Source organism: Chitinophaga sp. RCC_12 (genome assembly GCF_041360695.1).
Taxonomy (GTDB): domain Bacteria; phylum Bacteroidota; class Bacteroidia; order Chitinophagales; family Chitinophagaceae; genus Chitinophaga.
Window position 1 is genome coordinate 354,637 of record NZ_JBFUPS010000003.1, and the last position, 23,582, is coordinate 378,218.

Annotated in this window: 30 protein-coding genes; 27 read left to right on the forward strand and 3 right to left on the reverse strand. The window is 46.1% G+C overall.

Annotated elements, in window-relative coordinates:
* The first annotated feature begins 8 nt into the window (after nucleotides 1-8).
* From AB6805_RS11155 to AB6805_RS11185, 7 genes are all read left to right on the forward strand, one after another.
* A complete protein-coding gene (locus AB6805_RS11155; protein ID WP_370909503.1) occupies nucleotides 9-1,118 on the forward strand; it encodes a kelch repeat-containing protein in 1,110 nt (369 codons plus the stop codon).
* A gap of 10 nt (nucleotides 1,119-1,128) precedes the next feature.
* Nucleotides 1,129-2,355, forward strand: coding sequence for an MFS transporter (locus AB6805_RS11160; RefSeq protein WP_370909504.1), 1,227 nt, complete (start codon nucleotides 1,129-1,131; stop codon nucleotides 2,353-2,355).
* Between the two features lie 6 nt (nucleotides 2,356-2,361).
* A complete protein-coding gene (locus AB6805_RS11165; protein WP_370909505.1) occupies nucleotides 2,362-3,534 on the forward strand; it encodes an exo-alpha-sialidase in 1,173 nt (390 codons plus the stop codon).
* A gap of 122 nt (nucleotides 3,535-3,656) precedes the next feature.
* Entirely contained in the window at nucleotides 3,657-4,088 is a 432-nt protein-coding gene (locus tag AB6805_RS11170; protein WP_370909506.1) for an SRPBCC family protein, read from the forward strand.
* Between the two features lie 177 nt (nucleotides 4,089-4,265).
* A complete protein-coding gene (locus AB6805_RS11175; RefSeq protein ID WP_370909507.1) occupies nucleotides 4,266-4,871 on the forward strand; it encodes a hypothetical protein in 606 nt (201 codons plus the stop codon).
* An 8-nt stretch (nucleotides 4,872-4,879) separates the two neighbouring features.
* Nucleotides 4,880-5,626, forward strand: a complete 747-nt coding sequence (locus AB6805_RS11180; protein WP_370909508.1) for a hypothetical protein — start codon at nucleotides 4,880-4,882, stop codon at nucleotides 5,624-5,626.
* Nucleotides 5,627-5,704: 78 nt separating this feature from the next.
* Nucleotides 5,705-6,202: a DUF1772 domain-containing protein gene (locus AB6805_RS11185; protein WP_370909509.1), complete on the forward strand. Its 498-nt coding sequence runs from the start codon at nucleotides 5,705-5,707 to the stop codon at nucleotides 6,200-6,202.
* Nucleotides 6,203-6,205: 3 nt separating this feature from the next.
* Here AB6805_RS11185 and AB6805_RS11190 read toward each other — a convergent pair whose 3' ends face one another.
* Nucleotides 6,206-6,583, reverse strand: a complete 378-nt coding sequence (locus tag AB6805_RS11190) for a hypothetical protein (protein WP_370909510.1) — start codon at nucleotides 6,581-6,583, stop codon at nucleotides 6,206-6,208.
* 1 nt (nucleotide 6,584) lies between these two features.
* The gene (locus AB6805_RS11195) at nucleotides 6,585-6,779 is read right to left on the reverse strand and encodes a hypothetical protein (RefSeq protein ID WP_370909511.1); all 195 of its coding nucleotides are present in this window, start codon (nucleotides 6,777-6,779) and stop codon (nucleotides 6,585-6,587) included.
* 67 nt (nucleotides 6,780-6,846) lie between these two features.
* On the opposite strand from AB6805_RS11195, the gene AB6805_RS11200 reads away from it, so the two are divergent.
* The gene (locus tag AB6805_RS11200) at nucleotides 6,847-7,455 is read left to right on the forward strand and encodes a TetR/AcrR family transcriptional regulator (protein WP_370909512.1); all 609 of its coding nucleotides are present in this window, start codon (nucleotides 6,847-6,849) and stop codon (nucleotides 7,453-7,455) included.
* A gap of 16 nt (nucleotides 7,456-7,471) precedes the next feature.
* Here the strand turns inward: AB6805_RS11200 and AB6805_RS11205 are convergent, their stop codons facing one another.
* Nucleotides 7,472-8,311 carry an alpha/beta fold hydrolase gene (locus AB6805_RS11205; RefSeq protein WP_370909513.1) on the reverse strand — a complete coding sequence of 280 codons (840 nt, stop codon included), beginning with the start codon at nucleotides 8,309-8,311 and terminating at the stop codon, nucleotides 7,472-7,474.
* A 162-nt stretch (nucleotides 8,312-8,473) separates the two neighbouring features.
* On the opposite strand from AB6805_RS11205, the gene AB6805_RS11210 reads away from it, so the two are divergent.
* From AB6805_RS11210 to AB6805_RS11300, 19 genes are all read left to right on the forward strand, one after another.
* Complete coding sequence (locus AB6805_RS11210) at nucleotides 8,474-9,133, forward strand: suppressor of fused domain protein (protein ID WP_370909514.1); 660 nt, start codon at nucleotides 8,474-8,476, stop codon at nucleotides 9,131-9,133.
* Between the two features lie 29 nt (nucleotides 9,134-9,162).
* Complete coding sequence (locus tag AB6805_RS11215) at nucleotides 9,163-9,855, forward strand: helix-turn-helix transcriptional regulator (RefSeq protein WP_370909515.1); 693 nt, start codon at nucleotides 9,163-9,165, stop codon at nucleotides 9,853-9,855.
* Between the two features lie 71 nt (nucleotides 9,856-9,926).
* A complete protein-coding gene (locus AB6805_RS11220) occupies nucleotides 9,927-10,430 on the forward strand; it encodes a DinB family protein (RefSeq protein ID WP_370909516.1) in 504 nt (167 codons plus the stop codon).
* A gap of 139 nt (nucleotides 10,431-10,569) precedes the next feature.
* Nucleotides 10,570-11,589, forward strand: coding sequence for a retroviral-like aspartic protease family protein (locus AB6805_RS11225; protein WP_370909517.1), 1,020 nt, complete (start codon nucleotides 10,570-10,572; stop codon nucleotides 11,587-11,589).
* Between the two features lie 84 nt (nucleotides 11,590-11,673).
* Nucleotides 11,674-12,237 carry a Crp/Fnr family transcriptional regulator gene (locus AB6805_RS11230; protein ID WP_370909518.1) on the forward strand — a complete coding sequence of 188 codons (564 nt, stop codon included), beginning with the start codon at nucleotides 11,674-11,676 and terminating at the stop codon, nucleotides 12,235-12,237.
* 193 nt (nucleotides 12,238-12,430) lie between these two features.
* Nucleotides 12,431-12,949, forward strand: coding sequence for a YceI family protein (locus AB6805_RS11235; RefSeq protein WP_370909519.1), 519 nt, complete (start codon nucleotides 12,431-12,433; stop codon nucleotides 12,947-12,949).
* A 28-nt stretch (nucleotides 12,950-12,977) separates the two neighbouring features.
* Entirely contained in the window at nucleotides 12,978-13,196 is a 219-nt protein-coding gene (locus AB6805_RS11240) for a 4-oxalocrotonate tautomerase family protein (protein WP_370909520.1), read from the forward strand.
* 4 nt (nucleotides 13,197-13,200) lie between these two features.
* Nucleotides 13,201-13,935: an SDR family NAD(P)-dependent oxidoreductase gene (locus AB6805_RS11245; protein WP_370909521.1), complete on the forward strand. Its 735-nt coding sequence runs from the start codon at nucleotides 13,201-13,203 to the stop codon at nucleotides 13,933-13,935.
* 73 nt (nucleotides 13,936-14,008) lie between these two features.
* Complete coding sequence (locus AB6805_RS11250; RefSeq protein WP_370909522.1) at nucleotides 14,009-14,389, forward strand: nuclear transport factor 2 family protein; 381 nt, start codon at nucleotides 14,009-14,011, stop codon at nucleotides 14,387-14,389.
* An 11-nt stretch (nucleotides 14,390-14,400) separates the two neighbouring features.
* Complete coding sequence (locus tag AB6805_RS11255) at nucleotides 14,401-15,486, forward strand: NAD(P)H-dependent flavin oxidoreductase (protein WP_370909523.1); 1,086 nt, start codon at nucleotides 14,401-14,403, stop codon at nucleotides 15,484-15,486.
* A 190-nt stretch (nucleotides 15,487-15,676) separates the two neighbouring features.
* Nucleotides 15,677-16,513, forward strand: a complete 837-nt coding sequence (locus AB6805_RS11260) for an SDR family NAD(P)-dependent oxidoreductase (RefSeq protein WP_370909524.1) — start codon at nucleotides 15,677-15,679, stop codon at nucleotides 16,511-16,513.
* An 81-nt stretch (nucleotides 16,514-16,594) separates the two neighbouring features.
* Complete coding sequence (locus AB6805_RS11265) at nucleotides 16,595-17,893, forward strand: epoxide hydrolase family protein (protein WP_370909525.1); 1,299 nt, start codon at nucleotides 16,595-16,597, stop codon at nucleotides 17,891-17,893.
* Between the two features lie 80 nt (nucleotides 17,894-17,973).
* Nucleotides 17,974-18,795: an oxidoreductase gene (locus AB6805_RS11270; protein ID WP_370909526.1), complete on the forward strand. Its 822-nt coding sequence runs from the start codon at nucleotides 17,974-17,976 to the stop codon at nucleotides 18,793-18,795.
* Between the two features lie 74 nt (nucleotides 18,796-18,869).
* On the forward strand, nucleotides 18,870-19,409 hold the full coding sequence (locus AB6805_RS11275; RefSeq protein WP_370909527.1) for a hypothetical protein: 540 nt from the start codon (nucleotides 18,870-18,872) through the stop codon (nucleotides 19,407-19,409).
* A 12-nt stretch (nucleotides 19,410-19,421) separates the two neighbouring features.
* Nucleotides 19,422-20,060 (forward strand): cysteine hydrolase family protein, encoded by a 639-nt coding sequence (locus AB6805_RS11280; protein WP_370909528.1) that lies wholly within the window; start codon nucleotides 19,422-19,424, stop codon nucleotides 20,058-20,060.
* Nucleotides 20,061-20,224: 164 nt separating this feature from the next.
* The gene (locus AB6805_RS11285; protein WP_370909529.1) at nucleotides 20,225-20,563 is read left to right on the forward strand and encodes a hypothetical protein; all 339 of its coding nucleotides are present in this window, start codon (nucleotides 20,225-20,227) and stop codon (nucleotides 20,561-20,563) included.
* A gap of 102 nt (nucleotides 20,564-20,665) precedes the next feature.
* Complete coding sequence (locus AB6805_RS11290; protein ID WP_370909530.1) at nucleotides 20,666-21,673, forward strand: nucleoside hydrolase; 1,008 nt, start codon at nucleotides 20,666-20,668, stop codon at nucleotides 21,671-21,673.
* 25 nt (nucleotides 21,674-21,698) lie between these two features.
* Nucleotides 21,699-22,319 carry an RNA polymerase sigma factor gene (locus tag AB6805_RS11295; protein ID WP_370909531.1) on the forward strand — a complete coding sequence of 207 codons (621 nt, stop codon included), beginning with the start codon at nucleotides 21,699-21,701 and terminating at the stop codon, nucleotides 22,317-22,319.
* A gap of 85 nt (nucleotides 22,320-22,404) precedes the next feature.
* Nucleotides 22,405-23,574, forward strand: coding sequence for a FecR family protein (locus tag AB6805_RS11300; RefSeq protein ID WP_370909532.1), 1,170 nt, complete (start codon nucleotides 22,405-22,407; stop codon nucleotides 23,572-23,574).
* Nucleotides 23,575-23,582: the final 8 nt, after the last annotated feature.

Below are 23,582 nucleotides of genomic sequence, written 5' to 3' on the forward strand. Positions count from 1 at the left end.
CGATATTTATGATGACAACAGTGAACAGTATCAACGCCCAGGTAAGAAATGTGCAATGGTCGGTGGCGGCAGTGCTTCCGCCTGCTGCCGGCCAACCGGTGCAACCCGGCGTAGCCGGGCCGGTAGCAGGCATTAGTAATGACATAATGATCATAGCTGGTGGCGCTAATTTCCCGGCGGCCATGCCCTGGAACGGCGGTATAAAAAGTTATAAACAGGACATTTATATTTTCCGGCAGGATGGAAAAGGAAATGTGCTGCCGGGTGTTGTAAGCCGGCAAACATTGCCGCAACCACTGGCGTATAGCGCCAATGTGAGCATACCGGAAGGACTTATTTACGCAGGTGGTGAAAATGATCACGGTCCCACGGATAAAGTAATGTTGCTAACGTGTAACACTGCCGGTGAAATTACTTTCACATCACTGCCATCATTACCGGTGGCGCTCACCAATTTATCGGGCGCCTGTTATCAGCATACGCTGTATATGGCCGGTGGCGAATCGGTGAACGGTCCCTCAGCCAAATTCTTTTCGTTGGATGTATCCACGCCGGGCGCTGCCTGGCAAACGCTGGCAGATATACCGGTGGCCGTTTCCCACGCCGTAATGGCTATACAGGATGGCGGTGCGTACCTGGTCGGAGGCAGACGGAAAAATAGTAACGGCATCAGCGATATTTTTAATACCACCTACCGCTATGATCTGCATACAAAAGCATGGACCCGGAAAAATCCGCTGCCTTATCCTGTATCCACCGGCACCGGGCTCGCCGTGGGGGATCATGAAATCCTGTATTGCAGTGGCGACAAAGGAGCCGTATTCAGTAAAATGGAAGCACTGAATGCCGCCATCAGTACGGCCACTGATGCCATCCGGAAAGAAGCGCTGACAAACGAAAAGAAAGCGTTGCTAAATGGGCATCCGGGATTCACAAAAGAAGTATTACTGTATAACACCACCACCGGCCAATGGAAAGCAACAACCGCTTTAACGATGGAAGGACCTGTTACCACTACCGCATTGCTGTGGAACGGGGTGATCATGATTCCTTCCGGGGAAATAAAAGCGGGAGTGCGCACGCCGGTAATAATTTCGGGTAAATTATTTTTCAACTGATCTGAGTATCATGTCCAATAAAGGAAGTTATCGCTGGGTAGTAGTAGGGTTGCTATGGGTAGTAGCTTTGCTGAATTACATGGACAGGCAGATGTTGTCGACCATGAAACCCGCCATGCAGGTGGATATTTCGGCTTTGCAATCGGCCACCAATTTTGGTTACCTGATGGCCATTTTCCTGTGGATCTATGGATTTATGAGCCCGTTGTCGGGTATCATTGCGGACAGGCTTAACCGGAAATGGCTGATTGTGGGCAGCCTGTTTGTGTGGTCCGGGGTAACATTTGCCATGGGCTATGCCACTACTTTTCAGCAGCTGTATTGGTTACGCGCGGTGATGGGTGTTAGCGAGGCGTTGTATATACCGGCCGGACTGTCGCTTATAGCAGATTTCCATTCCTCTGCCACCCGTTCGCTGGCCGTGGGCATTCATATGACCGGGCTTTACATGGGACAGGCGCTTGGCGGTTTTGGCGCTACAATTGCCGCCAGGTTTTCGTGGCATGCCACCTTTCATACGTTTGGTATTATTGGTATTGTATACGCCCTGGTGTTGATCGTATGTTTGAGGGAAGCCGTGAAGGGTCCGCCGGATGCGGCAAAGGAGCGGCCTCCTTTTCTGAAAGGGTTTGGATTACTGATGACAAATATTTCTTTCTGGATACTCCTGTTTTATTTTGCTATTCCGAGTCTCCCTGGCTGGGGGATCAAAAACTGGCTGCCGACTTTATTTTCTGAAAGTTTACAGATAGATATGTCGGCCGCAGGCCCTTTATCTACCATTACTATCGCGGCTTCTTCTTTCCTCGGGGTAATTTTCGGAGGCATATTATCTGACAAGTGGGTACAGCGAAATAACAAGGGAAGAATTTACACCAGCGCCATCGGCTTATCGCTGACCATCCCTGCATTGCTGCTGATAGGACTGGGGCACAGCCTGGCGCACATAATGGGAGCGGCCGTGCTGTTTGGTGTAGGCTTTGGTATGTTTGATGGCAATAACATGCCTATCCTCTGCCAGTTTGTACCATCAGGGTACCGGGCTACTGCTTATGGAATCCTGAATATGTCCGGCGTATTTGCCGGCGCATTTATCACCGATTTGCTGGGACGCTCCACGGATGCGGGCAACCTCGGGCAAAGCTTTGCCATGCTGGCGGGAATTGTACTGGTAGCGATCATTATTCAACTCTGTTTTTTGCATCCGAAAACCAATGATATTGACCTGATAAAATAAATAATGATGATTAAAAAGATAATGCCCGTGCTGCTGCTGATGTGCCTTGGCACTGCGTATGCACAGCAAAAAGAAGTACCTGTTTTTATTTCCGGAACAGATGGTTATAAAACATTCCGCATCCCTGCAATTATTGCATTGCCCGGTGGCGACTTGCTGGCTTTTGCAGAAGGCCGTGTAAACGGGATGGACGATTTCGGGGATATTGATATGGTGATGAAACGCAGTAAGGATAAAGGCAAAACCTGGTCGCCCATGCAGGTGGTGGCAGGCGCCGATAACCTGCAGCTCTCCAACCCCGCGCCGGTGGTAGATCTTACCGATCCGGCCTATCCGCAGGGAAGGGTCTTTCTTTTTTACAACACAGGCACACACAAGGAGGGGGATATTATTAAAGGCAAGGGAATAAAGCACTGCTATTACATCACCTCTGCGGATGGTGGTCGCACCTGGGCGGCGCCGGTGGATATTACCCTGCAGGTACATCGTCCTAAGCAACCGGATATTGACCCGGCGTTTAATTTTGCGGAAGACTGGCGCTATTACGCCAACACTCCTGGCCATGTTATGCAGTTTTCGGAAGGGAAATTTAAAGGAAGAATTTTTATTGCTGCCAATCACACTGCGGGCAAAGCATTGCCCGGCGCCCGGCATTATGTGGCACATGGGTACTACACCGATGATCATGGCAAAACATTTCATTTAGGCAACAGTATTAATTTGCCCGGTAGCAATGAATCGATGGCTGCTCAGCTCTCCGGCGATAAGCTGATGATGAACAGCCGTAACCAGGCAAAGGATGTGAAGGAGCGGATTGTGTCTGTCAGCAGTGATGGCGGCGCTACCTGGGATACCACTTATTTTGACCACCAGCTGGTAGACGCCGTATGCCAGGGCAGCATCCTGAACATAGGTACTTCTAAAGGGAAAAATATACTCGCCTTTTGCAACGCCGCCGACTCGCTGGAAAGGGATAACCTCACACTCCGCATCAGTTTCGACGACGGGCACACCTGGAAAAAAAGCTATGTGATCTATAAAGGGGATGGCTCAAAAAAAGCCGGATATGGCTATGCGGCGTACTCCGACATTGTACAGCTGGACCGGAAGAAAATAGGTGTACTGTATGAAAAGGACCACTATTCTTCCATAGTATTTACGGTGGTCAAATGGAAGTAAGCCGGTATTGCGGTGGCTGTCGCAAACAGGACACTATTTTGTCGTATTCAGCCATGCCGGGAATAAAATACTCGTGCTATGTTTGCATTAACAACAACGGTTAACATTTAAATCTTAAAAACATGCAAACAGCTAATAACACAACGAAGATCACGGTAAGCGCAACCATTAATGCACCAGTTGCAAAAGTATGGGAGTTGTGGAATGCGTCCGAACATATTGTTAAGTGGAATACTGCTTCAGAGGACTGGCACTCTCCAAAGTCTGTAAATGACCTGCGCCCGGGTGGTAAGTTCGAAACCCGCATGGAAGCTAAAGACGGCAGTTTTGGTTTTGATTTCGGTGGCGTGTACGACGAAGTGAGGGAACACGAACTCATTACCTACACCATGGGTGATGGCAGAACAGTACGGGTGACCTTCTCCGCTGCCGGCGACACCACTGCTGTTACAGAAACCTTTGACGCAGAAGACACCCATAGCGTTGAAATGCAACAGGGCGGCTGGCAGGCTATCCTGGATAATTTCAAGAAATATACAGAAACACTGGCTTAATCATCTCCGGAAAGCTATATAACCGCATGGATCCATGCGGTTTTTTTTATACCTGTATCCAGGTAGATTTAAATGACTGTTTGCAGGTATTGCTGAATTGCCGTGGTATTCCGTCTTTTGGGGTATAATTTTCCCCATGGTTATCATGTGGCTGGAATATTAAAAACAGAACTTGTTATGAACCGGAAATCACTGCTGATCAGTTGTATGTTATACTTTGCATCGGCTTCCATCACGGCATCTGCACAAAAAGGAGTGGAATATATTCTCCCTGCTGCTTCCTTCGATGAGGCGGCTACCAACAAGTTACTGGAGCCCGGCACTGCTACCATCCGGGGTAATGCTTCTCTGAAAAAGAAAGGCAAAGTTAATTTTGCCACAAAAGGCCATAATATCATCCTGTTTCCGGTAACCCCTTATTTTACTGAGTTTCTTGAGCTGAAGAAGAAGTACAACAAAGGAAAGAAACAAGCCTCCATGACTAACGACGCCTTCACTTACCGCATAGAAGGCCGCTACCTGGATGACCAGGGTAACTTTGAATTTACAGAACTCAAACCGGGAAAGTATTATCTCGTTACCTGGATTGAGTATGAGCGGAAGAAGAATCTTATCCTCCGCACCGGTACCCGTACCTTTTACAACGTATACAGCGGCAATGAAGTCAGGTCTGAACCTATTTATAATGCCTATTCTTATTATTATCAAGCAGAAGATGAAGTAGCCGGATTTGTAGAAGTAAATAAAGAGGGAGAAGTAGTGAATACCGTTATCAGTAACTAAACAACGCCATGAAGAAGATATTTTTATTTGCTGTTCTTTTGATGGCATTGCAAATACAGGCGCAAACCGTCAAAATTCCGGATGCCAATTTCAAAGCGGCGCTGATCAACCAGGGCTTTGATACCAACAACGACGGGGAGATACAGGTCGCCGAAGCCCAGAAGGTGACCCGGCTGTATGTAAATGGCGCCGGTATTGCCAATCTTACCGGTATTAAAAGTTTTACCAACCTCAAGGAATTTGGTTTTTATGATAACCAGATCAAAACACTGGACCTGGAAGGGATGGCCAGCCTGAGAAGTATTTACGGCGCTGATAACAACATGGAGTATGCACGTGTGAAAGGCCTCACCAACCTGGAAACCATGTACCTCAATGATAACAAGATCCGTGCGCTGGATCTCACCGGGCTTAATAAGCTGAACGATCTGAAGATGTACCGGAACGCTTTATTTAAAGTGAATTTCAGTCACCTGCCGAACCTGGAAAATGTAGAACTGCAGTATAATAGCCTCGTAGAATTTGTGGCGGAAGGATCGGGGGTGAAAAAACTGAACCTGAACAATAATAATATTTCTTCCATTGATCTTACCTCTTTAAAAAAACTGGAAAAGGTGGACCTCGATGACAATATGTTTTTGTCGACCCTGAAAATTCGTGGATTACGGTCTCTCAGATCATTGTATTGTAGCCCCAATTTAATTAAGAATCTAAACATGAGTGGTACAGTGAGTTTGACGGAACTCAGCTGGTAAATCAGTTATAGTTTATATGAGGGGGATGTTATATTTTCAGGTAAGATATATTGCCCACGTCATTTAAACTTTTCGTTCATGGGACTAACTTTCCTGCAGATTTTATTGGGAATTACGGCCGTTTCCACTGCATTGATGGGAGGACTTTTTTACGCCTATTCCTGTTCTGTTAACCCGGGGCTTGGCCGGTTATCTGATATCGGTTATTTGTCGGCCATGCAATCTATCAACCGGGCTATCCTCAATCCGGTATTTTTTGCTTCTTTTTTAGGCTCCCTGGCTTTATTGCCTGTTTGCACCTGGGCTTATTTCAGTTATTCCGTGTCGCCTGGAAGCTGGTGTGTATTGGGTGCTACATTCGTTTATTTTATTGGCGTTTTTGGTGTGACGATGGCCGGCAATGTTCCGCTCAATAATGCGTTGGATAAAGCGGATCTTGCCGCCGCTTCTGCGGGGCAGCTGGCGCAGCAGCGGACAGCGTTCGAGGAACGGTGGAACCGGTTGAATACGGTGCGGACGGTGGCGGCTGTAGGTACGGTGGCATTGATGGTGGCGGGGTGTATTGGTTTGAGATGAGTATCAGGAGGGCATCTTTCCCTTTAATGTAATCCGTTTTTCATGTACATAATAATAAAATAATCCTCCTCCAAAGTACATTACTACATCCCACATATCTCCGGTGTAGGCAGCAGAAAACTGTGGCATTACCCATTCAAAAACAACCGACAAATATAGTACGATAAACAGCAGGTAAGAGAATGGATAACTGTAACTTTCGTCGCGGACAATATAGCTACGCGTAAAAGTAAGCGCAAGGTGCGCTATAGCAGGTACCGCCATGAAATCGGTGAGGTGTCCATTGAGCAGCGGAACCGGGTGCTCTATATACCGGAAGAAGTGGATGATACTCCATAGTCCGCAGTAACTCAGGAAGAACGGATCAAATAAGCGTTTCATCTTATAATACAAACATAATAGCGCCTCCGAGCAGCAGTGTAACAAGTAACGCCATTACGGCAAACAGGTAAAATGCACTGTCTTTCAATAATCTTACAGGCGTGGCGTCTGTTGATTTAACAGGAAGAATACTGTTCCTTAATCTTTGCAGTAAAGGCTTGTCTTCCTCCTGCAGATCATCTGGTTCGTTATTCATATTATCGGTATTTAGAACAAATATACTAAATATTACTATTTTTAGATCAATTGTTCTAAATTTGACTATGGATACGCGGACAAATATTCTCAGAACGGCGCTGGAACTTTACAACAGTCAGGGTGTAAACACAATTACCAGCAGGCATATTGCGGCAAAAATGGGCATCAGCCCGGGTAATTTGCATTATCATTTCAGGCAAACAGATGAAATCATAAAGACACTTTATGAGCAGTTGGCAGCCGGTTTTGATGACCTGGTTTCGGAACTGGAATTAATTAATCCCGTTACACTGGATACGCTTCAGGATTTTTCTGTCCGTTCGCTGGAGCTGGCCTATAAATACCGTTTTATATTTTTACATTTCGTGGAGATAAGCCTGCGCGTGCCTGCCATCAGGAAAGACTATTATGCGCTCACACAACGCCGGGAAAAAGAATTCTTCATTATTTTCGGCCAGTTGAAAGCGGCGGGGATTTTCCGGACCGATTTTCCGGAAAGTATCTGGGAGTCGCTGGTAACGCAGATATTTATTATGGGAGATTTTTGGTTGTCGAATAATGAATTAACCGGGAAGCTGAGGGGAAGCCAGGCGATAAAACATTACAGTAAAATTTTCTCCGCCATGTTTTATCCTTACCTCACACCGTCAGCGCAGGCGCGTATGGCGGAGTAACTCTTTCTCCGCCCTGTTATTCTTTAAGAAATGCGGTAATCATGGTGGTAACCAGCAGCGGTATTTTACTTTGTTTATCAGGTGCGCAAATTTCCCCGATATAGTCGCCATGACCGCCCGGCAGAATCGCCAGTTGCGCATGCGGCAACGTGCGTGCTAATAATAGCGCATGTTCCGGCAGGATCACCTCTGCGTAGCCGTTTATCACCAGCGCCGGCGCCTGGATACTTTTTATATCCTCCGTGCTGATATCTTTAAAATTTTCCATCCTTGCCACATCCCGGTGAAACATCGCGTCAAGTCCTTTGGGATCAGGGTTAGCTTCCAGGTACGCTTCTTTTAACTGTGGAGGCATATTGTCCAGACTAGCTTTTTTAAAGCCATCAAAGAAGCCGGGAGGCGTACCATCGCGCCTGAAAAGGGCAGAGGCCAGTACCAGTTTATTTACCAGCTCCGGATGCCGTATGGCAATTTGCAGCGCAGTAGTGCCTCCATTACTGAAGCCCATAAAGCTGGCCTTGGCAATGTGCAGTTGCCCGAGAAGAGCAGCCACATCATCCGCATCCTGCTCAAAGCTCAGCGGCCGGTCGATGTCGGCCGTATGACCATGCGCCTGCAGTTCTACGGCAATTACCTGGTGTGTTTTTGCCAGCTCCGGAAGGATAACACTGTAGTTAGACTTAATAGTAGAACCTCCGCCATGAAGCAGTACCAGCGGCGCGCCGCTGCCGTGGATCTCATAATACATCTTTAAGCCATTCACCACTGCATAGTGGCCCGTTTGTTTTTGCTGTGCATGTATCTGCAAATGTGTTACGATTAATAAGAGTATAAAAATAATGGATGTGCGTTGCATAATGATATGTATATTTTGATAGGGTAAACCTACATCAAAACACGTGATCCTGATGGGGGTAAAAATGCCAATTTGCAGGGCAATTGCGACAATAAAATCAATATACGGGCATGGCTTTTTTCACAACTTGGCTTATATTAGAGCCATTAACCTACTATTCTTATGACAGCAGAAGAGTACAAACAAAGGTTCAGGGAGGATGATCCCGTTGGATGGCTTTCAATAGACAGTGCCCTGGAAACGGTGTACGGTAAAACCGAACCCCGTCATTACGGACCGCTCTGTGGCATACACTTTATGGCCGGAGGCACTGACCCCATCGATGGCGCAAGCATTTACGATTCGAGCAAACATGAATACCACAGGCATATTATCAGTTATGGCATGTCGGAGCTGTACTACGACCAGGAAAAGGCTGGTGGTGAGTTCAGCAAATGGGGCTTTGAATTTACTTTCCGGTTGAAACCATTTGCAGAAGATAAGGATGATCCGCTGTGGGCCGTTCATGTAATGAACAACCTTGCGCGGTATGTATTTAACAGCGGGAAATGGTTTGAAGAGAATCATTTTATACCGGCCAAAGGCCCTATACGGCTCGATACCCAAACGGAGATAACCGCCTTCGTGCTGGCGCTAGACCCCGAACTGGGAAGAATAGAAACGCCACACGGCGAAGTGTCTTTCCTGCAACTGGTGGGCATAACAAATGCTGAACTGGAAAGACTGATGCGGAATCCTACTACCACCGAAGTGGCTACGCTGATCAGTGAACTGAAAAAAGATAACCCTTTGCTGATAACAGATTTGAACAGGAAATCATAAGCAAAATTCAATGCCGGGAAATTTCGATAATGATTGATAATGATACAAAGCGGCTGTCGCGACTCACTGCCATCTTAACCCAGTTGCAAACAAAGCGGCTTTTGACGGCAGCAGAATTAGCCGGTAAATTTTCGGTGAGTAGCAGAACCATTTACCGGGATATTAAAGCACTGGAACAGGCAGGCGTTCCAATCCTGACAGAAGAAGGAAGAGGTTATTCCCTGATGGAAGGGTACCGGGTTCCGCCCGTTATGTTTACGGAGAACCAGGCCAACGCCTTGATTCTTGCAGAACAGTTAGTGCTGAAAAACAAGGATGCTTCTTTCATTAAAGATTATTCAGAAGCCATCGAAAAAATAAAAGCGGTATTAAGACATCATGTAAAAGATAAAGCCAATCTCCTGGCAGAACGGACACAGTTTGACCAGAACCGCAACAGGGAAAGGAACAGTAATAACTTATCTGATCTCCAGTTTGCCCTTACCAATTTTTATGTAACAAGAATTGAATATGCCAATGAAGCCAACAAGGTGACCAGCAGATTGATTGAGCCTTTTGCATTATTAAACACACAGGAGAACTGGTTATTGGTAGCGTGGTGCCGCTTACGCAAAGAGTTCCGGTATTTCCGCCTGGACAGGATTAAACGACTGGAAACCCTCTCTGAAAAGTTTACCCCTCATAAAATGACCTTGCAGGAATATTTTGACAAATATTATTAACCCTTTCCTACCCTTGACATAGGGCTGTCAATACCCCCATATAATTTTGCTTAAACATTAAATGAATAAAAATGGATTTGCAAAATTTAGTTACAAATTACGCCGGCTATAATTTGTCGGTAAACCAACAATTCGTGGATTGGTTGTCCAATAAAACAACAGAACAGTTGAATCAGGAGTCGCCGTCAAGTTTTTCCAGCATTCTCAAAACCTTGAATCACATTTGGGGAATGGAGGAATATTGGTATTCCATTATTTGCCAGCAACCAGATTTCGTAAATCGTTATGGCATAGAAGACCTCAACGCGGACGAAGTTTTTCAGGGACTCATTAATAGGTCGCAAGTGCTGGTAAACGAGATAAAATCATTCTCCCGGAATGATTTAGTGGAAAAAATAAAAGTGGTAAGTCCCTGGTTTGAAGCCAACCAATCCCGCTATGAGTATATACAACATTTTGTTAATCATGGTACCTACCACAGGGGACAAATCGTTACTATCGGCAGAAGCATCGGGATAACGGATGCCCCGGGAACAGACTATCTCTTCTTTAATGCGAGAAAGGAGCAGCAATAGAAGTACGGGCCAAAGCGGTGTAGCCCCTGCAATGAAAATTTGCAGGGGCTTTTTATCTTGTTCCCGGCATCCGGGAGTACGAATCTCTTTGCTTTAAACACTTTTAATTAACTTGCTTCCACACTGATAGCATCTGTTTATGCGTTTTCTTACTTTAATATTACTTTTTATCGCCGGTAGTGTATCTGCCCAGTTTACGGATGGTGAGCAATATGTCCGCTCCCGGGAGGGGAAAATTGTGTGGTCGAAAAGTACGCTGTTCTGGCGTTGCATAAATGGGATGAAAGCGGATGCCTCAAATAAAGAGGCCGTTCAGATCTGTAATTGCCAGGTAGACGCGATCGACGGATATTTCCCTATGAAAAAGATAAAAGAATATGAGCGCTTGTATCCCAATTTTTCACTGGCAAAACTTATAGAAAAAGATACCCTGCTTCAGGCGCGCATTGATCAATGTTACAAAGATATTTCCCAGACCAATCTTTTTTTCTCACCCGCTCAGATTTTAGCTTATCGTGATTCTATGGCCGCCTATATTCGCGGGAATCAAAAGGAGAAACTGGATGAAAGCAGGATAAATCCATATTGTGATTGTGCGGTATCTATTATGACAAAGCGGAAGATAAATGCGCAAACCATTAAAGATATGAACGATCCCAATTCCATGTTATTTAATGAAATTGCCTATCGTTGCGGTGGATATCCCTATAAAAAAGTATCTCCTACCACTTCCTGGAGGGCGACCGATAGCTTGGATGTAACCAGTAACAGGAGGATCGATTCTATTGATGTAATTACCGTAAGCGCCATGACAAAGCTGAAAGTAAAAATAGGACCGCTCGTAAATGTGTGGATGCTGGATTGCGGCGCCACTGACATGCTGGTGTCAGATACCATGATCAATAAATTGCTTCAATTAAAACTGGTTTCCGGCAATGATTTTCTGGGACAGCAAACATATACCCTTGCCAGCGGGAAGGAGATTTTGTGTGATGTGTACAGGATCAACAATGTTCAGGTGGGTAAATTCTCCGTTAATAACCTGGTTATTGGGGCCTCCAAAGAAGCAGATACCTTTTTGCTCGGCAAAACTTTTCTCAACAAATTCCGGCGCTGGTCTATTGATAACCAAAGTAACCAATTGATTTTAGAGAAATAGCGCTGTGGTCATGTTCTTCCATATTTATATTTTTTGGAAGAATGCTTACCTTTGAAAAGGTCAAAGCATTAGTAAAAATCACTTATGGAAGCTAAAGAAACGTTGAAAGCTCATATTGGGAAATTTGTCAGTTTAACCGGTGAGCAGTTTGATTATTTCTTTTCACATTTTAAGCCACTGAGCTTTAAAAAAGGACAGGTTATTATTGCCGAGGGCGATACGGTAGATTGTGAGTACTTCGTGATTTCAGGATGCTTAAAATCTTTTTTTATCAATGATGATCTGAAAATGTTCATCCTGCAGTTTGCCATGCCCACCTGGTGGGCTTCGGATTACAACGCCTTATATAGTCAAACCAAAGCCACCATCAATGTAGATTGTATCACTGATGCGGAAGTCCTTGCGCTTACTAACAACGACAGGGAAAAGTTATGTAACGAACTGCATATTGTTGAGCATTTTTTCAGATGGAGGACCAACAGGGGATATGTTGCTGCTCAAAAGCGGCTGTTGTCCTTTATGAACAATAATGTGAAATACCGTTACGAAGAGTTGTTAAAACTATATCCGGAACTTTATAATATGGTTCCCAAGAACCTCATCGCCGCGTACCTAGGCGTTTCAAGGGAAACCCTCAGCCGGCTGTAACCTATAAGTTACTTTATATCTTTTCTGAAGCAGGTATTTTAAATACCTGCTTTTTTATTCCCCAATTAAGGTTCGATTTAATGAAAAGTGACCTGGATCACATACGTAACACCTCCCTTCAAATGTGATGTAGATCACGCAGCCATGTTGAAAATGCTACCGTACTTTGGGGTAACATTAAAAACATAAAAACATGGAAACAAAAAAATTTGACATCGTAAGCACCCAAAGCAACATTGATTGGGTTGGCAGAAAAGTAACCGGCGCCCACAACGGCACCATCGCCGTTAAAGAAGGCGAACTCCTTTTGAATGACGGAAAACTTGCCGGTGGTAAGTTCGTCATCGACACCACCTCCATTAAAATACTGGATGTAACAGACCCTGCAACAAATGCGCAATTTTTTGGTCACCTGGCTTCGGATGATTTTTTCTCTACTGATAAATATCCGGAAGCAACATTGGAAATCACTTCCGTGGTGGGCAATCATGTTGAAGGTGATCTGACCATTAAAGGTATTACGCATCCGGTCGGTTTTGATGTAGCGGTTAGTATTAACGGCGAACTGGTAACTGCCACCGGCAAGCTGGTGATTGACCGTACCCGGTACGGCATAAAGTTCCGCTCAGGTAATTTCTTTAAAGACCTGGGAGATACCTTAATCTATAACGATTTTGAACTAAACGTAACTGTAACCGCTAAAGCCGCCTGAAAACGGCTTTAGCATAAAAACCTAAGTCATGCCATACGTTAAAATAGAAGTAACCCGTGAAGGCGTTACAAGAGAGCAAAAGCAAATCCTGATTAAAGGTGTCACTGACCTGATCAGTGACACCCTGAATAAAGATCCGCAACTGACCTTTGTGGTGATCCAGGAATATGACCTGGACGACTGGGGCGTTGCCGGGGAACAAGTATCTGTATTAAGAGAGAAAGGGATAACCGCTGAAAAGAAATAAAGCCATGAAAAAGCAAACAGTGATAGTTACCGGCGCCTCATCGGGCATAGGCAAAGAGGTAGCCCGGCACTTTTTAAAAAACGGAGATAATGTAGTAATTAATTCTTTAACTGCCGGGAAACTGGAAGAGGTTTACCACGAATTGGGCGCAGGCGAAAACCTGGCTATGGTAGCCGGTAATGTGAAGTATAAAAGTACCGGTGAGAAGATACTGGCAACAGCTATGGAGAAATTTGGTTCAGCAGATGTATTGGTAAACAATGCAGGTATTTATGAAACAAAGCCATTTCTTGAGGTGGATGAAGCTTATCTCGACAAATTTCTTGACACCAATCTGAAGGGTACTTTTTTTACTACCCAGGCGGTTATCCCGCAAATGCTCCGGCAGCACCACGGCATAATCATTAACATCGGTACGCCATTGGTAAACCACGCGCTGGGAGGCGCTCCGTCTACTGCGCCATTGGCATCAAAAGGAGCGATACACGCACTCACCCTGCAGCTGGCTGCCGAATTCGGCAAAGATAACATCAGGGTCAACACCATTGCCCCGGGTGTAATACGCACACCTATGCACGGTGATAATGCCGGTCAGAGCGCAGGATTGCATTTACTGAACCGCATTGGAGAAGTGGAAGATATCGCTGAAATGGTTTATACCGTTGCTAAGAGTAACTTTATTACAGGCGCCATCATCGACGTAGACGGCGGAATGGCGGCAGGACATCATCTGAAATAACATGAAAACGCTTTTTTTAACCGCTTTTTTGTCCGGCATCATACTGGTCTTAAAAGCACAAAATTCAATGAAAATGGAAACCAGTCAACAGGATTCCCTGGCAATTGCCCAGGCGCTGGAAGAATATTATTTCAAAGGAATTTACGAAGGCGACATTAACATCCTGAAAAATGTTTACCATCCCGGTACCTTATTGTTCGGAGATGTGAAGGGCCAGCCATACGCCAAAACTCTTGATCAGTACCTGGATGGGGTGAAAAACCGTCAAAGTGTGAAAGATTCCGGCAAACCTTTTAAAGGAACTATCATCTCCATTGATGTTGTTAATACTATAGCGATGGCAAAAATTCACGTTAAAATGTACGAATTTAATTATGACGAATTTCTCTCGTTTCATAAAATCAATAACCGGTGGATGATTGTTAATAAGATGCTTACCGATATAGCGGACTAAACTTAAAAGTTATGTGGTATCAGACAAAAGCTTCCAAAATATTAGGGATTCAGTATCCTATCCTGCAAGGACCATTTGGCGGTAATTTATCTTCTGTAGAACTGGTGTCAATCGTGTCGAATGCCGGGGGACTCGGCGGATACGGGGCTTATACTTTAAGTCCGCAGGAGATCATTGAAATAAACCAGCAGATCAGACTGGCTACGAATAAGCCTTATAACATCAACCTCTGGGTTTCGGATACGGATGCGGCAGACGGGAGTGTTTCAGACGAACAATTTGAAAAGGCCCGGCAGCTGTTCAAACCTTATTTTGACGAGTTGGGAATCGCACTGCCTGGAAAACCAGCACCATTCAAAGCCCGTTTTGAAAACCAGGTTGAAGTGATCCTGCATGAGCGGCCGCCGGTATTTAGTTTTATGTTTGGCGTTCCATCTGCCGACATCCTTGAGCAGTGCCGCCGGCTTGGTATTGTTACTGTTGGCGCCGCCACCACACTGGATGAGGCTATTTTTCTGGAATCTGCCGGGGTAGACCTGATCATCGCATCGGGCTTTGAAGCCGGAGGACATCGCCCATCATTCCTGGCGCCGGCCGAATCATCTACCATGGGAACATTTGTATTACTGCAACTGATTAAAGAGAAGGTAAAGACACCGGTTATTGCCGCAGGCGGTATTGCAAATGGAAAAGGTGTGGCCGCCGCGCTGGTACTTGGTGCAGACGCTGCGCAAATTGGCACTGCTTTTCTGGCAACGGCAGAATCTAACGCCACACCCGTTCATAAGCAGATGCTGTTTTCGGACGCCGCTAAATACACCACTTTATCACGGGCATTCACAGGCCGGCTTGGCAGGGGAATAACCAGTCGCATTGCAAAGGAATTGGTTCAACAGGAAAAAGGATTCCTGCCATTCCCCCTGCAAACACAGTTTATGTCGCATTTAAGAAAAGCGGCTACAGAGCAGGAGAAATGGGATATGATATTGTTTTGGGGTGGCCAGATAGCTCCCGTGCTGAAACATGTTAAGGCGGGTGATCTGATGAGATCTATACTGGAAGAAACAACGGCATACTTTGACCACTTAAAAGCTTAGCAGCGTCTCTTCCTGCTAATGCGCCGGGAATCGCCGGCGGACTGGATATCCTGAATCCGGGGTAAGCACAATAACCTGAATTATTTATCACAGGCATTTTTTAAAGCAGGGAAATACCCGGCCGGGATATGTCATGCCTGGAAACAAACGAAGCCGCTGATTGGATTGCAAATATTTTAAACACAATGTTATGGACACTTCAAAAGTATGGTATGTAACCGGGGCCTCTCGCGGATTAGGGCTGACGCTTGTGAAAATGCTGCTTGATAAAGGTTACCGTGTTGCAGCAACTTCCCGCGATGCGCGTGCGCTCACCCGGGCGGTTGGATTGATAGACAGTCATCGTTTTCTGCCGCTGGCTGTCGATTTGAATAACCCGGATTGTATTGATGAATCCATACGGCAAACACTGACAGCCTTCGGTGGGATAAATGTGGTGGTTAATAATGCTGGCTATGGAATGGCTGGAACGGTGGAAGAAACAGCAGAACAGGATATTATCAACATCTTTAAAATTAATGTGCTGGCGACCATCAATGTTATAAAGGGTGTTTTGCCGGTGATGCGCAGCCAGGGATCGGGCTACATTATAAATATTGGCTCGGTGGCGGGTTTTGCCGGCGCGCCGGGCTGGTCAATTTATGCGGCCACAAAATCAGCCGTGGCGGCATTTTCCGAAGTATTGGCGGCTGATGTTCAGGAGTTCAATATTAAAGTAACCGTTGTTGAACCGTCGGGATTCAGAACAGATTTTCTAACCAGTGATTCATTGGTTTATACCGAAAGTAAAATTGACGGTTATAAGGCAGTTAAAGAAACGCAGGAGCGTTACCTGGCGGCTAATGGCAAACAACCCGGCGATCCGGGCAGGGCTTCAGCAATACTGATTGCACTCGCTGAAAACAACAACCCTCCGCTTCATCTTTACCTGGGCCGGGATGCTTACAACCGGGCTTCCGGGAAATTAAAAACCTTGACAGCTGAACTGGAACAATGGAAAGAAACTACCATTTCAGGTGACTTTTAAACGCAAAGGTTAAAAAGCCCGCACTGGTTTACGCCGGTGATTATATCTCAGAATAAAAATTGAAAAATAAATCATAAAGCAATGAAAACAATTGAAAACAACAAACATGCAGTTGCCAATGCAATTATCAGTGGCCTTGCCCTTATCGCGGTTCCTTTAGCTGGTTTCTCCCAGCCGTTGCCCGCTAACTCAAAACCGGCGGAAGCAATTCGTCCTTTTCATATCAGCGTTCCTGAAAAGGCCGTGGCCGACCTCCGGCAACGGGTGCTGGCAACGAGATGGCCAGACAAGGAAACTGTTGCCGGCCGGACCCAGGGCGTGCAGTTACAGCAAATCCAGGACCTGGTAAACTATTGGGGAACAAATTATGACTGGCGGAAGGCAGAGGCAAAACTCAATGCCTTGCCACAATTCATCACCAACATCGACGGACTCGATATCCAGTTTGTACATATGCGTTCGAAGCATCCCAATGCGCTTCCATTGATTATCACCCACGGCTGGCCGGGATCCGTTTTTGAATTGATAAAAGCCGTTGGTCCGCTTACCGATCCTGAGGCTTATGGTGGCCGCGCGGAAGATGCATTCGACGTTGTAATACCTTCTATGCCCGGATACGGTTTTTCTGAAAGGCCAACAGGTACTGGTTGGGGGCCCGACCGGATTGCGCACGCCTGGGATGTATTGATGAAGCGCCTGGGATACAGCCGTTATGTGTCGCAAGGCGGAGACTGGGGCTCAGTAGTAGCGGATGCGATGGCCCGCCAGCAACCAGCAGGTCTGTTAGGTATCCACGTTAATATGCCTGCAACAGTTCCTGCTGACATAGCCAAGGCACTTAGCAGCGGCGCTCCTACGCCCGCAGGACTGTCGGCAAAGGAAATTGCCGCTTATAAGTCGCTGGCTTACCTGTATACCAAAGGCGCCGGTTATGCGGGTATGATGGTTACCCGTCCGCAAACCCTGGGTTATGGACTGTCGGATTCTCCTGCCGGTCTTGCAGCCTTTTTTCTCGACAAGTTTAACGACTGGACCTACAGCGGAGGCGATGCCGGAAAGGTGCTCACAAAAGATGAGATGCTGGACGATATCACCCTTTACTGGCTTACCAATACGGCAGCTTCGGCCGCACGGCTTTATTGGGAAAACAATAACAACAACTTTAACGCGGTGGAACAAAAAACAGCAGAGATCCGGATACCTGTTGCCATCACTGTATTCCCCGGTGAAATTTACCAGGCGCCAAAAAGCTGGGCAGAAAAAAGTTACCGCAAACTTATTTATTTCCATGAGGTAGATAATGGCGGCCACTTCGCCCAATGGGAACAACCGCAGCTCTTTGCTGAAGAAATGCGTGCGGCGTTTAAATCGCTCCGTTAGTCTATGACTGGTTGGTGCTGTAAGAAAGCACCAACGCCATAATTTATATCATAAAATGAACAAATTAGAAAACAAACACAATGGAAAAGAAAGTGTTTTTAATAACAGGCGCTTCACGCGGATTCGGTAAAATATGGGCTGAAGCGCTTTTGCAACGCGGCGATAAGGTTGCTGCGACTGCAAGAAATCTTCATCATCTGAAGGAACTTGTTGAGAAGTACGGCGATTCCGTGCTCCCGCTACAACTGGATGTAAACAGCCGGGAACAAAGTTTTGAAGTAGTGAGGCAGGTGAAGGATCATTTTGGCAGAATAGATGTGCTGGTCAATAACGCCGGCTATGGCTTGTTTGGCGCCATTGAGGAAACCAGCGCAGAAGAGGCAAGAGAACAAATCGAGACTAACTTTTTTGGCGTACTCTGGCTGAGCCAGGCAGTGCTGCCAATAATGCGGGAACAGAAAAGTGGTCATATTATACAGGTATCGAGTATGCTCGGCCTGGTGACGCTTCCATTATTGGGATTATACAATGCGTCCAAGTTTGCTGTGGAAGGACTGACTGAAACATTGGCCGCCGAAGTAGCTGATTTTGGTATCAAGGTTACGCTGATAGAGCCAAATGGATTTTCGACTGATTGGGCAGGGGCATCTGCCATTCAAACCAAACAAACAGATACCTATGCGCCGTTGAAAAAAGCCTTTGCAGAAAGTACGGCCCCCGAGGTATGGGGTGAGCCGGAAGCCACTGCAGATGCTATTCTTAAACTCGTAGACTCCCCCAATCCTCCTTTGAGATTATTATTGGGTAAAATCGCGTATCCACTGGTTAAGCAGAATTACGAAAAACGTCTTGCCAGCTTTGAAGAATGGAAAGAGGTTTCCGAAGCGGCTCATGGTAAATGATTGGTCCGGTTCAATAAATAAAAGACAGACAGCGAAATCAGGTAAGAATTGTTAATACTTAAAATATAAGTTTTATGGGAAATGAACAGGTCATTGTTGATTCAAGCTTTTCGGCCGTGATCAACGCACCCATTGAAAAAATCAACATTCCGGACTGGTGCTTCACACTTCCGGAAAAAGAGTACCAGTGGTGCTCACCGGCTCATATAGCAGCGGGTTTTACCACCTCGCCGGAAGGCAACCGGATGTCTGTGAATGTGGAGATCCTCGGCGGCAGTGTGATGGTTCAACATTATGTAGAAAAACTGGCTGAACCCACGCACCTGATCCTGGAATCGGTTTCAGATGTATTTACGCCTAATGGCCGGACTACCATTCATGTACATTGGGAACTAAGCGTAAAGAAAATTGATGATAACACCTGCGAGTTTACCAACAGGGTGAGGTCAAAGCCTACAGCAGAATTTATCAGGTTTATCGACCAACAGGGAATTCCTTTTGAGCTGTTCAAAGCGCAGCGTCAGCCGGTATCAGTTTATCATAATCAAACCGAAACACCGCTGTTTGCGAAAAGCATCGAACGGCATGCCTTAGGAGAAAATTTAAATCTATAAAACAGAAAAAAAATGAAGGCACTAACTTATCAACGCGAAAAAACAGCGCTGCTGTTTATTGATCCTTATAACGACTTTCTGTCGGAGGGAGGAAAAATATGGCCGAGAGTAAAGGAAGTTGCTGAGGCTAATCATTTACTGGATAACCTGCGGACCATTGTCAGTGCAGTCCGGCAGGCCGGCGTCCAGGTGTTTATTGTTCCGCACAAGCGATGGGAGCCAGGTGATTATCAACACTGGAAGTACCCCAACCCTACACAGGTGGGCATTATGGAGCGACATTCATTTGCCAAAGGCGAATGGGGCGGGGAATGGCATCCCGACTTCGCCCCGCAGGAGGGCGATATCATTGCCGGCGAACATTGGGCCCAAAGCGGCTTTGCGAATACGGACCTGGATATGCTGCTCAGGCAACATGGTATTACACATGTGATTGCCATTGGATTGCTGGCCAACACCTGCGTGGAAAGCACCTGCCGTTATGCAATGGAACTGGGCTACCATGTAACCCTGGTGAAGGATGCCACCGCCGCTTTTACACCGGAAATGATGCATGCCGCGCATGTACTCAACGGCCCTGCATACGCCCACGCAATCGTAACCACCAGCGAACTTATTAAAGCGCTACCCGGTGAACTAAACAAGCCCTGACCACATTGTAACCCTATGTAATGATTAAGTTGCATAGGGTTATCCATGCTTATTAAAGCCTGAATGTCAACCTCCGTTAATAAGCGTTAGATTTGTTATAAAGCAGGTAATTAATTAAATAGTTAAATTGCCAGGACTATTTAAGAACAACTTAAAATTAAATTATGACAGCAGATGAAATTTATTTAAGCATAGCAAAAGGCATCGCTAATGCTATCGACGAAAGTAACTGGACAAATGCTAAATTGGATATAGAAGTTGTTGCCAATGGAGTGGTAGGTTACACGGGCGACTACCAGGCTGGTAGCACCACCGTTGACCTGTCTGTCAGAAAAATTCCCCGGGAGATCAGGAATTGGATAAAAGAATTACACAGTATTACTACTGAGGGAGGCAAAAACAAATGGAACAAGGCTGTTTTCAGATTGGAATCTGGTGGAAAGTTCAATATGGAATTTATCTGGGATCAGCAGCTACATGACGAGGTTGAAAAGTTAAGTTAGTTTTTTTCGCTGTCAATGGGTCCTAACTATCCGGTTGAACGTCTGTTTTATGAAAGTACCACGTAAACTGAAAACGATCACCCAATTGACCACGTTGAATAGATGAAACAAATAAAGCCTCTCGGATTGTTGATCCTTAGCCTGCTGCTCTGTCATCTCGCCTTTGCGCAGCCCGTAAAAATTATTTTTGATACTGATATGGATTCCGACGTCGATGACGTGGGCGCCCTGGCTATGCTTCATGGTTTCGCCAATCTGGGGGACGCCGAGATACTGGCGGTTATGGTATCCAGCCTTAATCCATGGTCGCCGGGGGCAGCCGATGTGATTAATACCTACTACGGCAGGTCCAATATCCCTATTGGCGCTGTGCAGCGATTTGGCGTGTATCATAAATCCAAATATGCACGCAGACTTTGCGAAGAATTTAAGCCCAATGTTAAATTAGGAGAAGATATGCCGGAAGCTACGTTGCTATACCGGAAGATACTGTCGTCACAACCGGATACAAGCGTGGTGGTGGTGACGGTGGGCGACCTGACCAATCTCTCCAAGCTACTGCAAACGGAAGCAGACCAGTTTAGTGAATTGAAGGGTATTGACCTGGTAAAAAAGAAGGTAAAGCACCTGGTATGCATGGGAGGCCGGTATCCGGGAGATCAGGACCCAAGGCCCTGGGGGAATTTCAAGTCCGATCCGCACGCCACCCAACATGTTGTTGCAGCATGGCCCACCCGCATATATTTCACCGGCGGCGGGGCTTTCGCCGATAGTGTGCCTACCGGGAAGATTTTTTTCAGGGAACAATATAAAAACACGCCGATGGCGCATGCCTACAAACTGTTCCTGGAAAGCTGGAAAAGAAACTGGCACCACAGCGCCGACATCATTGCCGTTTATGTGGCGGTTAAAGGGCACCAGCCTTATTTCAGGCTGGAAGAACGCGGATATAACCACATTTTCGAAGACGGAACAAATTTGTGGCGTTTAGCGCCAAACGATGAACGGCATTACCTGGTCAGTGAGTTCGCGGAGGGCATTGATCCAAAAGTGATTGCCGAGAAGTTTGATGCAATGATGGTGGTGCAAAAGCAATCCGCCAGCCATTAGCACTATTCGCGGTTTTTTTCTAAATTTGACCAAACGCGAAAGGTTGGGCAATCAGCATTCTAATATCAATACAGCCAGTGATAAAAAGATACCGGATGAAGATGTAAGGCAGTTTTCTATTTTTTATGATAAATATAGTGCTGCAGTATACAACACCGCTATGGTTTTTACCAAAGGAGATCAGTCACTATGTGAAGATATCGTGCAGCTTGTTTTTATGCGTATGTGGGAAACCCGCACAAAGCCGGGAACATTAAAGAAACCGGAACACTACCTGTACATACTTGCCCGGAATATTATTTTCGACACATTTAAAGCGCGTGCACGCCAGCTGCATCACCAGCTACAGCTGGGCGAATTGCTTCACGACGGCCCCGATTCACCTATTAAGATCCTGGCTGCCAAAGAATACGCAGGAATTTTGAAACAAGCGGTGGAATCCCTTACCCCGCAGCAACGTATTATATTTCAACTGGCAAAAGAATCAGGCATTTCCCATGCCGAAATCGCAGAAAGAATGGAGATCAGCATCCAGACTGTGCGAACCCATCTGAAATTGGCTACCCGGGCAGTTCGCCACTATGTAATGGCCCATATAGAAGACCCTGAAATTTTAATGATTTTGTTGGTGTTGTTGATGCAATAATAGTCAACACCCATTTTTTTTCAATTCAACTACCCACTTTTAGCCTGGTGGTCGTCTTTATATTGTATCGCTTTAAAAACCGTTTATGGATGAGATTTATTTCCAGTCCTTACTTGAGAAATACCGTAAGAACGAAATTTCCGCCGGCGAGTTGTCTGAATTTACAGAAGCCATAGGTACGGGCGCTTACGATGAAACCGTGAAAGCGTCTATCCAGGGCTCACTCGAATCAACGGCCCAGCAGTGGGATGAAACGCGGCAACAGGTGGTGTTGAAAGAAATACTCCGGCAAATTGAGGCAGAAACGCCTGTGAAAAGGCTCCTGCCGGAACGGCGGAAATGGTTGTCTGTTGCAGCTGCCGTACTTACTATGCTGGCTATCGGCTGGTACACCGTTAACCGGTTAAAAACAAAGCCGGTACATGAAGACCAGATCGCTGTTCAGGACATTAGCCCTGGTCGCCCCGGCGCGGTGCTGATACTGGCAAATGGTAATAAAGTAGTGCTGGATACAGCAGGCAACGGAACAGTGGCTTCGCAGGCGGGTGTTGACATAGTGCTGAACAACGGGGGCCTGGCTTATGCACACGCCACGTCCGGTGAGGTGGTTGCAGAGGAGCTGAATACTGTTCTTACTCCACGGGGAAGACAGTTCTCCATTGTTTTACCGGATGGTTCAAAGGTTTGGATTAATGCGGAGTCTTCACTCCGTTTTCCCGTTCGCTTCTCGGGAAAAGAACGCCAGGTGCAGCTGACAGGAGAGGCTTATTTTGAAGTTGCGGAAAATTCATCCCAACCTTTCAGGGTATTGGTGAATGATAAAACCCAGGTGTTGGTGTTAGGTACTTCTTTTAATATCAACGCTTACGGCGATCAGCCACGGGTGAAAGCAACGCTGGTAACAGGTAAGGTAAATATCCGTAACGGGAAGGCCGAAGCTATCCTGGTACCAGGGCAGGAGGCCAGTATAGCCAGCGATATTACCGTTGCCGATCATGCAGATATCAATAAAGCCATTGCCTGGAAAAACGGCGCTTTTGACTTCAATAATGTAACTATAGAGGAATTAGCTGCACAGCTGGAACGCTGGTACGATATAGAGGTGACCTATGATCATCATATTTCGCAAGTCCCGTTTGGCGGCAAAATAAGCCGGAAGGTCAGTTTGAAAACGTTAGTCAGGTTAATGGATGGTACAGGGCTTAGTTTTCGCCTCGCAGAAGGCCGTAAGCTGATAATAACAGAAAGAAAATAAATTTCAGA

Bases quoted from the DNA above. Each gene is read 5' to 3' on its own strand.
- AB6805_RS11155 (WP_370909503.1), top strand. From the start codon at position 9: ATGATGACAACAGTGAACAGTATCAACGCCCAGGTAAGAAATGTGCAA.
- AB6805_RS11160 (WP_370909504.1), top strand. From the start codon at position 1,129: ATGTCCAATAAAGGAAGTTATCGCTGGGTAGTAGTAGGGTTGCTATGG.
- AB6805_RS11165 (WP_370909505.1), top strand. From the start codon at position 2,362: ATGATTAAAAAGATAATGCCCGTGCTGCTGCTGATGTGCCTTGGCACT.
- AB6805_RS11170 (WP_370909506.1), top strand. From the start codon at position 3,657: ATGCAAACAGCTAATAACACAACGAAGATCACGGTAAGCGCAACCATT.
- AB6805_RS11175 (WP_370909507.1), top strand. From the start codon at position 4,266: ATGAACCGGAAATCACTGCTGATCAGTTGTATGTTATACTTTGCATCG.
- AB6805_RS11180 (WP_370909508.1), top strand. From the start codon at position 4,880: ATGAAGAAGATATTTTTATTTGCTGTTCTTTTGATGGCATTGCAAATA.
- AB6805_RS11185 (WP_370909509.1), top strand. From the start codon at position 5,705: ATGGGACTAACTTTCCTGCAGATTTTATTGGGAATTACGGCCGTTTCC.
- AB6805_RS11190 (WP_370909510.1), bottom strand. From the start codon at position 6,583: ATGAAACGCTTATTTGATCCGTTCTTCCTGAGTTACTGCGGACTATGG.
- AB6805_RS11195 (WP_370909511.1), bottom strand. From the start codon at position 6,779: ATGAATAACGAACCAGATGATCTGCAGGAGGAAGACAAGCCTTTACTG.
- AB6805_RS11200 (WP_370909512.1), top strand. From the start codon at position 6,847: ATGGATACGCGGACAAATATTCTCAGAACGGCGCTGGAACTTTACAAC.
- AB6805_RS11205 (WP_370909513.1), bottom strand. From the start codon at position 8,311: ATGCAACGCACATCCATTATTTTTATACTCTTATTAATCGTAACACAT.
- AB6805_RS11210 (WP_370909514.1), top strand. From the start codon at position 8,474: ATGACAGCAGAAGAGTACAAACAAAGGTTCAGGGAGGATGATCCCGTT.
- AB6805_RS11215 (WP_370909515.1), top strand. From the start codon at position 9,163: ATGATTGATAATGATACAAAGCGGCTGTCGCGACTCACTGCCATCTTA.
- AB6805_RS11220 (WP_370909516.1), top strand. From the start codon at position 9,927: ATGGATTTGCAAAATTTAGTTACAAATTACGCCGGCTATAATTTGTCG.
- AB6805_RS11225 (WP_370909517.1), top strand. From the start codon at position 10,570: ATGCGTTTTCTTACTTTAATATTACTTTTTATCGCCGGTAGTGTATCT.
- AB6805_RS11230 (WP_370909518.1), top strand. From the start codon at position 11,674: ATGGAAGCTAAAGAAACGTTGAAAGCTCATATTGGGAAATTTGTCAGT.
- AB6805_RS11235 (WP_370909519.1), top strand. From the start codon at position 12,431: ATGGAAACAAAAAAATTTGACATCGTAAGCACCCAAAGCAACATTGAT.
- AB6805_RS11240 (WP_370909520.1), top strand. From the start codon at position 12,978: ATGCCATACGTTAAAATAGAAGTAACCCGTGAAGGCGTTACAAGAGAG.
- AB6805_RS11245 (WP_370909521.1), top strand. From the start codon at position 13,201: ATGAAAAAGCAAACAGTGATAGTTACCGGCGCCTCATCGGGCATAGGC.
- AB6805_RS11250 (WP_370909522.1), top strand. From the start codon at position 14,009: ATGGAAACCAGTCAACAGGATTCCCTGGCAATTGCCCAGGCGCTGGAA.
- AB6805_RS11255 (WP_370909523.1), top strand. From the start codon at position 14,401: ATGTGGTATCAGACAAAAGCTTCCAAAATATTAGGGATTCAGTATCCT.
- AB6805_RS11260 (WP_370909524.1), top strand. From the start codon at position 15,677: ATGGACACTTCAAAAGTATGGTATGTAACCGGGGCCTCTCGCGGATTA.
- AB6805_RS11265 (WP_370909525.1), top strand. From the start codon at position 16,595: ATGAAAACAATTGAAAACAACAAACATGCAGTTGCCAATGCAATTATC.
- AB6805_RS11270 (WP_370909526.1), top strand. From the start codon at position 17,974: ATGGAAAAGAAAGTGTTTTTAATAACAGGCGCTTCACGCGGATTCGGT.
- AB6805_RS11275 (WP_370909527.1), top strand. From the start codon at position 18,870: ATGGGAAATGAACAGGTCATTGTTGATTCAAGCTTTTCGGCCGTGATC.
- AB6805_RS11280 (WP_370909528.1), top strand. From the start codon at position 19,422: ATGAAGGCACTAACTTATCAACGCGAAAAAACAGCGCTGCTGTTTATT.
- AB6805_RS11285 (WP_370909529.1), top strand. From the start codon at position 20,225: ATGACAGCAGATGAAATTTATTTAAGCATAGCAAAAGGCATCGCTAAT.
- AB6805_RS11290 (WP_370909530.1), top strand. From the start codon at position 20,666: ATGAAACAAATAAAGCCTCTCGGATTGTTGATCCTTAGCCTGCTGCTC.
- AB6805_RS11300 (WP_370909532.1), top strand. From the start codon at position 22,405: ATGGATGAGATTTATTTCCAGTCCTTACTTGAGAAATACCGTAAGAAC.